The following is a 9,895-nucleotide window of genomic DNA, read 5'->3' as shown; positions in this document are numbered from 1 at the left end:
TTGCCTTGATACGTTACTGTTATGTATTATAGCATATGCCCGGTGGTTGTGCAAGCAAAAACAGGAGTCTGTCTGCAACAGGCTCCTGTTTTCCGTTTACTTGCTCATGATCTGGGAAATCACGTCCAGAATCTTATCGTGGCAGCCGCCGCAGCCGGTGGAGCAGTGGGTGATCTTCTGCACATCTTCAAATGCGCTCTCCACGTTTTCAAACCGGGTCTCCCGGTGCAGGGCGTTTTCCACGTCTGCATAGGTCACCTGCATGCAGTGGCAGATCGTGTAGTTTTCCATCAGCCGAAGTACCGCTTCAGCAGGCCTGCAAATGCGCAGCCGTGTCTTGCCTCGTCCTTTGCCATTTCGTGAACCGTATCGTGGATGGCGTCCAGATTCAGCTCCTTTGCCTTTGCAGCCAGCTTCTTCTTGCCCTCGCAGGCACCGCTCTCTGCGGCTACCCGCATCTCCAGGTTCTTCTTGGTGGAGTCGGTGATGACCTCGCCCAGCAGCTCTGCGAACTTTGCCGCATGCTCCGCCTCCTCGTAAGCCGCCTTCTCCCAGTACTGACCGATCTCCGGATAGCCCTCCCGGAATGCAACTCTTGCCATTGCCAGGTACATGCCCACCTCGGTACATTCCCCGGTGAAGTTCTGGCGCAGACCCTCCACGATTTCCGGATCCACACCCTTTGCAACGCCTACCACATGCTGGTCAGCCCATGCCACAGCGTCCTCCTTCTGCTCTACAAACTTGGAAGCAGGTGCCTTGCACTGCGGACAGAATGCCGGGGGCTCGTTTCCTTCGTGTACATAACCGCAAACAGAACATACAAACTTTTTCATACTCGTATCCTCCATATATGATTTTTTAGATTTGAAAAGCCTGTCTTGACTTTTCGTTGTATTTAGTTTATCATAAAGGAAAACGAAATTCTGTTGCAATTGCAACATTTACGAAATTCGGGGGTGTTTTTTTGGATTTTTGCAATATTGCCTTGTTTGAAAATGTTTCCCACCATGACTGCGAGCGGATGATGCAGTGCTTTCACGCCACCAACGCAGATTTTCCTGCCGGCGCCGTGATCTGTGACTATGAAAAGACCTCCGGCAGAATCGGCATCGTCCTCAAGGGCATGGCGTCCCTGATCCGCACCGATGAAAACGGCAGCCGTACCATTCTGGAACGGGTGGAGGAGGGCGGACTGTTCGGTGAATGTCTTGCTTTTTCCGGCAATCAGGACGCCATCTATGTAACCGCCGACACGGACTGCGAGATCAGCTTCATCACCTACGATGAGATCTCCAAGCGATGCAGCAACGCCTGCGCCTGCCACACCCAGATCACGGAAAATCTGTTCCGGCTCATTTCCGAAAAGGCGCTGGGTCTCAGTGAACGGGTGGAGGTGCTGAGCCGCCGCTCCATCCGGGATCGTCTGCTGTGCTATTTTAATCTGTGTGCGGATCACGCCAAGCAGACTGTGTTCTCCATTCCCTTTACGGGCACCGCTTTGGCGGATTACCTGTGTGTGGACCGGAGCGCCATGCTCCGGGAGATCCGGAAGCTGAAAAACGAGGGCATGATCGAAATGGACAAGCGGCAGGTCACAGCAAGGTTTTTGCAGTAATGCCGGAATGGCATAGAGGTATGCCAAAAAAATAACAAGGATTTTGATTCCCGGACTTGACACCGGAGTGCCATTCGGCTATAATAGTATTTGTGGAAAATTTGATTTTCCGAGGGCGGCGCTGGTTTGCTGCCGAAATTCCGTAATTGTTTAAGGAGGAATCATCATGTCACTAACAAAGAACCCGAATGTCAACAAGTGGGTTGACGAAATGGTTGCACTGACAAAGCCTGATAAGGTAGTCTGGATCGATGGCTCCCAGGCGCAGCTGGATGCGCTGACCGATGAGGTTTGTGCACTGCCCGAGGGCAACAGAGATAAGATGTATCGTCTCAACGAGGAAAAGCTCCCTGGATGCCTTTATCATAGAACCCTGCCCAACGACGTAGCCCGTGTTGAGGACAGAACCTTTATCTGCTCCCGCAACAAGGAAGACGCAGGCCCCACCAACAACTGGTGCGATCCCAAGGAAATGTACGCAAAGCTGACCCCTCTGTTCGACGGGGTTATGAAGGGCAGAACCATGTATGTGATCCCTTATTCCATGGGTCCCATCGGTTCTCCTCTGGCAAAGGTTGGCGTAGAGCTGACTGACTCCATCTACGTTGTTCTGAACATGCACATCATGACCAGAATGGGTGTAGCTGCATTCGAGAATCTGGGTGATACCTCCAATGACTTTGTACGCGGCCTCCATTCCAAGGCTGACGTAGATCCGGAGAAGCGTTACATCGTACACTTCCCGGAGGATAACACCATCTGGAGCATCAACTCCGCTTACGGCGGCAACGTTCTGCTGGGCAAGAAGTGCTTCGCACTGCGTATCGCTTCCTTCCAGGGCAAGAACGAGGGCTGGATGGCAGAGCATATGCTGATTCTGGGTCTGAAGAAGCCCGGCAAGGAGACCAAGTACATCTGTGCAGCGTTCCCCTCTGCATGCGGTAAGACCAACCTGGCAATGCTGATTCCGCCGGAGCTGTACAAGGAGCAGGGCTACGAGGTATTTACCGTTGGTGACGATATTGCATGGCTCAAGCCCGGCCCGGACGGCAGACTTTATGCCATCAACCCGGAGAACGGCTTCTTTGGCGTAGCGCCGGGCACCAATGCAAAGTCCAACTACAACGCACTGGCATCCACCAGAAAGAACACCATCTTCACCAACGTTGCCATCAACAACGATGACATGACCGTTTGGTGGGAGGGTCTGGACAAGAACCCGCCGGAGAATGCAACCGAGTGGAAGGGCGAAAAGGTAAACGGCAAGGAATTTACCGCTGCCGGCAACAAGCTCGCACACCCCAACTCCAGATTTACCGCACCGGCAGAAAACTGCCCCTGCATTTCTCCTGAATTCAACAACCCCCAGGGTGTGCCGATCTCTGCCATCATCTTTGGCGGCCGTCGTGCAGCAACCACCCCGCTGGTATATCAGTCCTTTGACTGGACACACGGCACCTACGTTGGTTCCGCTGTTTCCTCCGAGACCACTGCCGCTGCAACCGGCGCAGTAGGCGTACTCCGCCACGATCCTATGGCTATGAAGCCCTTCTGCGGCTACCACATGGGCGACTACTGGGCTCATTGGCTGGAAATGGGCGAGAAGCTGGGCGACAAGGCTCCGAAGATCTTCAACGTAAACTGGTTCAAGCAGGATGAGAACGGTCACTTCATCTGGCCGGGCTTCGGCGACAACATGAGAGTGCTGGACTGGATCGTAAAGCGCTGCGACGGTGAGATCGACGCAGAGGAGACTGCCATCGGCTACCTGCCCAAGAAGGGTGATATCAACGTTTCCGGCATTGAGGACGAGGTAACACCGGAGATCATGGACAAGCTGCTGGCTGTTGACAAGGATCTGTGGACCAAGGAAGTTTCCGAAATGCGTGAATTCTACAAGCAGTTCGGTGACAGACTGCCGAAGGCTCTGGCTGCTGAGCTGGATATGCTGGAGGACAGACTGAAGTAAGCTTCATTTTCTTTCCAAGCTGCATGCGTTTTGCATGCGGATAAAAAGAAATAACCCGGGAGGTGCGCCCTCCCGGGTTATTTTATTCCCCCTCAAACTGCGGGATGAAGCTTTCGGAGGCGGCTTCCCCTTCCTGGGTAAAGCCGTTTTCCACTCCAAGCGCTACTGCATAGTCCACCACTGCGTCATACTCCTGCCGGGTGACCCGGCGGCACAGCAACGGATCCTGCTGTACCCAGGGCAGGGGGGTGTACTGGTTCATCAGACTGATCCAGATCCGATCCCCGTAGGTGTGATACAGATATTCCACCACCGCCCTGGCATCCGCCGTCTGCCCCGGCAGCAGCAGATGCCGCACGATGACGCCCTGCTCCATCATGCCCTCCGGGGAGAACCGGGCTGCGCCAGTCTGCCGCACCATTTCCGCCAGAGCAGGCTTTGCCGCTTCTGCATAATCTGCTGCGTGGGAGTATGCCCCGGACAGGGCGGTGCTTAGGTACTTGAAGTCCGTCAGATACACGTCCACCCACCCCTCCAGAAGTTTCAGGGTTTCCGTGTTCTCATAGCCCCCGGTGTTGTATACAATGGGAATGTGGAGTCCCTGTGCCTTTGCCAGCTGCAAGGCGTCCAGAATCTGGGGCACCATATGGGTCGGGGTCACCAGGTTGACGTTGTGGGCATGCTGCTCCTGCAGATCCAGAAAAGCATCCGCCAGCTTCTGCACGGTATATGGCTTGCCCAGCCTGCCGGCAGCGATCTCCCGGTTCTGACAGTAGACGCATTGCAGGGGACAGCCGGAGAAAAACACCGTGCCGGAGCCATGTTCTCCGCTGATGCATGGCTCCTCCCAGGGGTGCAGTGCCGCCCGGGCGATCCGGATCTCATCGGTCATGCCGCAGGCACCCCGTTCTCCCCGGAGCCGGTTTGCATGGCATCGCCGGGGGCACAGGGTGCAGTCCTTCAAAAGTCGTTCTGTATAGGTCATAGGATCCCTCCTTGTCCTTAGTATAGCGCCGGTAAAAGGGCTTGTCAAGGGCGGCAGATCGTGGTATAATAAAAAAAGAAAAGTTTGAGACAGAGCATCTATTTACAGATAGAATTTGAGTTGCGGGGACACCCGGGAGGATAGAGTATGGCGAAATTGTATGAGTCCGGCGAAAATTATCTGGAAACCATTCTGGTGCTCCACAACCAAGGGAAGAATGTGCGTTCCGTGGACATTGCCACGGAAATGGAGTTTTCCAAGCCAAGCGTCAGCCGGGCAGTGGGCATTCTGAAAAACGGAGGCTTTATTGAGGTGGATCCCTCCGACGGGTTTATCACTCTGACCCCCGCAGGCAGAGAAGTGGCAGAACGGATTTACGAGCGGCACCGGGTGCTGACGGACTGGCTGGTGGGCATCGGGGTGGATGAGAAAACCGCCATGGAGGATGCCTGCAAGCTGGAGCATGACATCAGCGTGGAGTCCTTTGAAAAGCTCAAGCAGCATTTGCGGGAAAAGCATCAACAGAATGTATAAGGTGACATGGCACAGGCGGTGCTGCTGTCGAAATGCCGGCATGGTTCTCACTGTGCCGGCATTTTTCTGCCTGTTTCCAGAAAATGCGGCGGCAAAAATTTTGTAATCGTCTTGTAATTATTCGAGCATTGTGCTATACTTAATTATAGGCATGTGTATGGACAAAAGAGCGGTTTTTTGCGAACTGCACAGAAAGAAATGAAACCGTCCCCGGGGCGGAAATAACAAATCGGAGGGAGCATGATTGATGCAGACACAGGAAAAAGATGAAGCCCTCATCATCGGGCGAAATCCTGTTTTAGAAGCATTAAAGGCGGAAGAACCGCTTGATACAATATATATGAACGGAACCGGCGGCAGTCTTGGCAGGATCTGCACCATGGCGAAAAGCCGGGGCATTGTGGTCAAGAACGTCACCGAACAGAAGCTGAGCCAGATGGCAAACGGCGCTGCGCATCAGGGAGTCATTGCCACCGGTGCCTGCGCCTCCTATGTGACCCTGGAGGATCTGCTGGATATTTCCCGGAAAAAGGGGACAGCCCCTTTTCTGATCGTCTGTGACGAGATCGAGGATCCCCACAACCTGGGTGCCATCATCCGTACCGCAGAGACCGCCGGGGCGGACGGGGTCATCATCCCCAAGCGCCGCAGCGCTTCTCTGAATGCCACGGTGCATAAAACCTCTGCCGGGGCGGCAAGCTGGCTGCCGGTGGCACGGGTGGCGAACCTGGCGGCAGCCCTGGATACCCTGAAGGAAGCAGGGGTCTGGATCTACGGTACGGATGCATCCGGCGATGCCTACGACAAGGTGGATCTCACCGGCCCCGTTGCCCTGGTGATCGGCTCCGAGGGCTTCGGCATGGGCAGACTGGTGCGGGAAAAGTGCGACTTTCTGCTGCGGTTGCCCATGTGCGGCAGGATCACCTCTCTGAACGCCTCCGTGGCAGCCGGGATCTTCATGTACGAGACCCTGCGGCAGCGGGCGGCAAAGGCGTAAGGGGGCGGTGTGATGGCAAAACGTGATCTGAATCTGGAGGATATCCTCAAGGAATACGACCCCAACGCCCCCAAGGAACCGGAACAGGCCGCCCCGGATGCTGCTCCCAAGCCGGAGCAGACCGGCACTCCCCTGACCCAGCCGGTGACCAGGCCCATTACCCCCCAGACCCGGAAACGGCGGCAGGACAAGCTGCATCGCCGTGCCCCGGCGGATACCTTCAAGCCCTCAGATGTGAAAAAGCCGGAGGTGTCCTTCATCAACTCCGCTGCAGCCATTGAGGCTGCCCAGCGTGCCAAGATGAATCCGGAGCAGGAAAAGCCACAGGCAAATTACGATACAGTGGTCATGAAGCGTCCGGCACCGGATGTGGACTACCAGCCCATGATCCGGAAGATGAGCAACTCCACCCGGGCAAAGGAAATGCAGAGCAAAAAGCGCCGTCGGCATGTGCAGTTTACATACGAGCGGGAATCCCCCAATGCCATGCCCCGGAAGCATGCGGAAGCGGAACAGACACCGTCCAAGCGGAAGGTGCGGGTGGTGGTGGAGGATCTGCAGGATCCCAACAAGGTGCCGGATTCCATTCCGGAAACCTTTCTGGAAACCCCGTATCAGGCTGTGCAGCCCACGGAATGCGTCAGCAAGGCGGAAAAAACCAGCATTGACCTGAGCAATCACCGGACGGAGGATCCCAACGAGCTGGATGTGAAATTCAACGGGGAGCGGATCCTGCTGGAGGATCAGCCCAAGCGGGCAAGGAGTCTGGATCATGAGGAGGATGCCAAGGCAGTCCGCCGGGAGATCTTTGAGATGCGCAGCAGCCTGTCCCTCCGGGTATTGGTGCTGGGCCTGCTGGCAGTCATCAGCGGATATCTGGCGCTGGCGGATTCCTACAGCCTGCCTATCTTCGCCAATATGCGGCTTGCCGCTGCCCCCAGAAGCTATGTGGGCATGCAGTTGCTGTTCGGACTGCTGGGTACTGCCACTGCTGCAAGCGTCATCGGCGGCGGCATCCGGAAGCTGTTCCAGCTTCGGGCAGACTGTGACACCCTGGCGTCCATGACCACCGTCTCCTCCCTTGGGGCGGCTGCGGCGTGCCTGTTCCATCCCGGTATGGTACAGAGCCATGTGGTGCATATCTACATGCCCATCGCCCTGCTGACCCTGCTGGGCAATACAGTGGGACAGCTGCTGATCGTCCGCCGGGCGGCACGGAACTTTCATCTGATCGCCGATAAGGTGGCGGATCACGCCGTGGTATGCGTGGAAAACGAAAAGCGTGCGGAATCTCTCACCCGGGGCACCATCGGGGATTTCCCCATTCTCGCCACCATGCGGAAAACGGAGCAGACAGTGGATTTTCTCCGGTACACCTTTTCCACGGATCTGGCGGATAAATTCTGCCGGATGGCATGCCCCATCATCCTGGTGATCTCCATCATCGTGTCCATCTTCCTGTCCATTCTCCGGGCGTCCAGTCTGGAAAGCACCCTGTGCTTCGGCTTGAGCGTATTTTCCATGTGCTTTGCCGCCTGCGCCTGTGCGGCGATTACCCTGGTGGCAAACCTGCCCCTGGAAAAGGGCACGAAGAAATTCATCAAGAACAAGGCGGTCATGCTCGGCTACCAGAGCGTGGATGATTTCTACGACGTGAACTCCATTATGGTGGATGCCTCCGCATTGTTTCCGGAGGGAAGTGTGCAGTTGTCCTCCATCAAGATCTTTTCCGACACCAAGATCGATGACGCCATTCTGGATGCCGCCAGTCTGACCCGGCATGCAGGCAGCGTCATGCAGGGTCTGTTCAGCAACGCCATCGTCGGCAAGGAGGGTATGCTCCGGAAGGTGGAGAACTTTGCTTATGAAGAATCCCTGGGGCTTTGCGGCTGGATCAACAACAAGCGGGTGCTGTTCGGCAGCCGGGAGCTGATGACCGGTCACAACATCGAGGGGCTCCCCACCAAAACCAAGGAAAACGAGCTGACGGAAGGGGGCAGGGAGGCGATTTACCTGTCCGTGTCCGGCAATCTGGCAGCCATGTTCGTGGTGGATATCAAGGGCAGCAAGGCGGTGCGCTACTGGCTCAAGGAGCTGGAAAAACAGGAAATGTGCGTGCTGGTTCGCAGTCACGATGCCATCATCACCCTGTACCGGATCGCAAAGCTGTATGATATTTCCCAGGAGATGGTAAAGATCCTGCCCAGCCGCATGCATGAGGACTTTAACGCAGAAACCGCTCCCGTGAAGCATACCAACGCTTCCATGGCATGTGCGGGCAGATTCCCCGGCTTTGTACAACTGCTTCTGGGGGCAAAGTCCATCCGCTCTGCCGCATGCTTAGGTGTGATCCTACAGACCGCCTCTGCATGCCTGGGACTTGTCATTGCCCTGGTGTATCTGTCCATGCAGGCTTATGCGGAGCTGTCTGCCACCTTGTTTATACTCTACCATCTGATCTGGACGGGGGTCACGCTGTTGAGCGTGGGCACCCGGCGGATCTAGGATACCATACCATCTCTGTGCAGTATCCAAAGAAAAACCCCGGCAGGGAGCGTCCTGCCGGGGTTTTGTGTATGTACGGGAATCTTACAGCTCTGCTGCTTGAAGGATCTGAATGGTGTTCTCCTGCTGAAGCTGCTTTTTGATGTTGGGGATCATAAGCACGGAAACGATCAGAATACTTAGTACGCCCCAGAGCAGGCACTCGTTCAGGTTGCTTTGAATCTCGCCGCCCTCATCGTAATTGTCCAGGATCTCGGACATGTCCGCCATGCAGGCAGGAATGCTCTGGTGCTCCTTTGCAAATTCCAGTTCGGTTTTACAGGTGCTCAGTGCGTTGTTGTATGCGGCGATGAATTCATCCTTGCTGTTGTAGTCCTCAGAATACAGCTTGATGTCCTCATCGCTGACGTTGTATACATCGGCGGCTACTTCCTCCAGCTCGCTCTTGGTCTGCTGAACAGCCTGGACATATTTTCCGTCATCCGCAAAGACCTTTACAAATTCCTTTGCCACGCAGAAGTAGTTGGTGCCCACGCTGAAGACCAGACACATGACCGCACAGATCACGGCACCCACCATTGAGATCTTCCCGGCGAATTTCTTGTACAGAGTCACTGCCACGGTCATTCCCACAAAGCCGGTAATGTAGGCAACGTACCCCATTTCCCACAGGATCCAGGTCATCAGCGCCAGTACCAGTGCCCCGATGGCAGCACCCAGAATGCCGTGTATCCGATCCTCCGGCACCATGGAAGCGGTTTCCCGTTTGCTCCCCAGTTCCTGCTCCAGCCGGTTCAGACAGTTGGGGCATGCCACCAGAAGATGCCCATCGGCACAGTAGTAATCCAGGGACTGTTCACTGCCGCACAGATTGCAGCAGGAGTGCATGTTGAAATTCCGCAGTACGGAAAGGATGGAATCCAGAAATGCCGCATACATTTCCCCGTTTTTCTTGACGGACTGGGCAAGCGGTTTCCAGGTGCAGACTACCTGCCGGGTGGAATCGTTGTACTGACAGGCCTGCATGTACTTGTGCTGCCCGGATATGGAATCCAGTGCGGATTGCAGCAGCAACAGATTCCCCGTGGTGGTTGCTGCATCGGGAAAGCCGGCGGAGATCTCCATCCGGTTTTCCACTGGCTTGATGAATACGGAAAATCCCCCATAGGTGCCGAAATACACCCCGGTGTTCTTGTCCAGGAACAACCCGGTCAATTCGTGCATCAGCTGGTGCGGTTTTTGCATATGTATACCCCCAAACTTTTTTCCCCGATAAACGAGTATCAT

At 55.5% G+C, this 9,895-nt stretch carries 9 protein-coding genes; 5 read left to right on the top strand and 4 right to left on the bottom strand.

From position 1 onward, the window contains the following. Nucleotides 1–96: 96 nt before the first annotated feature. Both RUM_RS11045 and RUM_RS11040 read right to left on the bottom strand, forming a co-directional pair. On the bottom strand, nt 97–291 hold the full coding sequence (locus tag RUM_RS11045; protein WP_015559177.1) for a (2Fe-2S)-binding protein: 195 nt from the start codon (nt 289–291) through the stop codon (nt 97–99). Next, nucleotides 291–836 carry an NADH peroxidase gene (locus RUM_RS11040; protein WP_015559176.1) on the bottom strand — a complete coding sequence of 182 codons (546 nt, stop codon included), beginning with the start codon at nt 834–836 and terminating at the stop codon, nt 291–293. Before RUM_RS11040 ends, RUM_RS11045 begins: the two co-directional genes overlap by 1 nt. A 131-nt stretch (nt 837–967) precedes the next feature. On the opposite strand from RUM_RS11040, the gene RUM_RS11035 reads away from it, so the two are divergent. Together RUM_RS11035 and RUM_RS11030 are read left to right on the top strand one after the other, a co-directional pair. Continuing rightward, complete coding sequence (locus RUM_RS11035; RefSeq protein WP_041326426.1) at nt 968–1,618, top strand: Crp/Fnr family transcriptional regulator; 651 nt, start codon at nt 968–970, stop codon at nt 1,616–1,618. Between the two features lie 166 nt (nt 1,619–1,784). Next, nucleotides 1,785–3,587, top strand: coding sequence for a phosphoenolpyruvate carboxykinase (GTP) (locus RUM_RS11030; RefSeq protein ID WP_015559175.1), 1,803 nt, complete (start codon nt 1,785–1,787; stop codon nt 3,585–3,587). Between the two features lie 82 nt (nt 3,588–3,669). Here the strand turns inward: RUM_RS11030 and RUM_RS11025 are convergent, their stop codons facing one another. Continuing rightward, nucleotides 3,670–4,572, bottom strand: coding sequence for a radical SAM protein (locus RUM_RS11025; protein ID WP_015559174.1), 903 nt, complete (start codon nt 4,570–4,572; stop codon nt 3,670–3,672). A 147-nt stretch (nt 4,573–4,719) separates the two neighbouring features. On the opposite strand from RUM_RS11025, the gene RUM_RS11020 reads away from it, so the two are divergent. From RUM_RS11020 to RUM_RS11010, 3 genes are all read left to right on the top strand, one after another. Continuing rightward, complete coding sequence (locus RUM_RS11020; RefSeq protein WP_015559173.1) at nt 4,720–5,106, top strand: metal-dependent transcriptional regulator; 387 nt, start codon at nt 4,720–4,722, stop codon at nt 5,104–5,106. 247 nt (nt 5,107–5,353) lie between these two features. After that, complete coding sequence (gene rlmB / locus RUM_RS11015) at nt 5,354–6,103, top strand: 23S rRNA (guanosine(2251)-2'-O)-methyltransferase RlmB (protein ID WP_015559171.1); 750 nt, start codon at nt 5,354–5,356, stop codon at nt 6,101–6,103. Between the two features lie 12 nt (nt 6,104–6,115). Then, nucleotides 6,116–8,608: a hypothetical protein gene (locus RUM_RS11010; protein WP_015559170.1), complete on the top strand. Its 2,493-nt coding sequence runs from the start codon at nt 6,116–6,118 to the stop codon at nt 8,606–8,608. A gap of 84 nt (nt 8,609–8,692) precedes the next feature. Here the strand turns inward: RUM_RS11010 and RUM_RS11005 are convergent, their stop codons facing one another. Continuing rightward, nucleotides 8,693–9,853, bottom strand: coding sequence for a hypothetical protein (locus RUM_RS11005; protein WP_015559169.1), 1,161 nt, complete (start codon nt 9,851–9,853; stop codon nt 8,693–8,695). Nucleotides 9,854–9,895: the final 42 nt, after the last annotated feature.

It is taken from the genome of Ruminococcus champanellensis 18P13 = JCM 17042, from assembly GCF_000210095.1.
GTDB classification, from domain to species: Bacteria; Bacillota; Clostridia; order Oscillospirales; family Ruminococcaceae; genus Ruminococcus_F; species Ruminococcus_F champanellensis.
This window is presented reverse-complemented; position numbering and strand designations above follow the sequence as displayed.

What these genes read in the sequence shown, in the direction of transcription:
- RUM_RS11005 (WP_015559169.1), bottom strand. Translation starts at nt 9,853, where the DNA reads ATGCAAAAACCGCACCAGCTGATGCACGAATTGACCGGGTTGTTCCTG.
- rlmB (WP_015559171.1), top strand. Translation starts at nt 5,354, where the DNA reads ATGCAGACACAGGAAAAAGATGAAGCCCTCATCATCGGGCGAAATCCT.
- RUM_RS11025 (WP_015559174.1), bottom strand. Translation starts at nt 4,572, where the DNA reads ATGACCTATACAGAACGACTTTTGAAGGACTGCACCCTGTGCCCCCGG.
- RUM_RS11045 (WP_015559177.1), bottom strand. Translation starts at nt 291, where the DNA reads ATGGAAAACTACACGATCTGCCACTGCATGCAGGTGACCTATGCAGAC.
- RUM_RS11020 (WP_015559173.1), top strand. Translation starts at nt 4,720, where the DNA reads ATGGCGAAATTGTATGAGTCCGGCGAAAATTATCTGGAAACCATTCTG.
- RUM_RS11040 (WP_015559176.1), bottom strand. Translation starts at nt 836, where the DNA reads ATGAAAAAGTTTGTATGTTCTGTTTGCGGTTATGTACACGAAGGAAAC.
- RUM_RS11010 (WP_015559170.1), top strand. Translation starts at nt 6,116, where the DNA reads ATGGCAAAACGTGATCTGAATCTGGAGGATATCCTCAAGGAATACGAC.
- RUM_RS11030 (WP_015559175.1), top strand. Translation starts at nt 1,785, where the DNA reads ATGTCACTAACAAAGAACCCGAATGTCAACAAGTGGGTTGACGAAATG.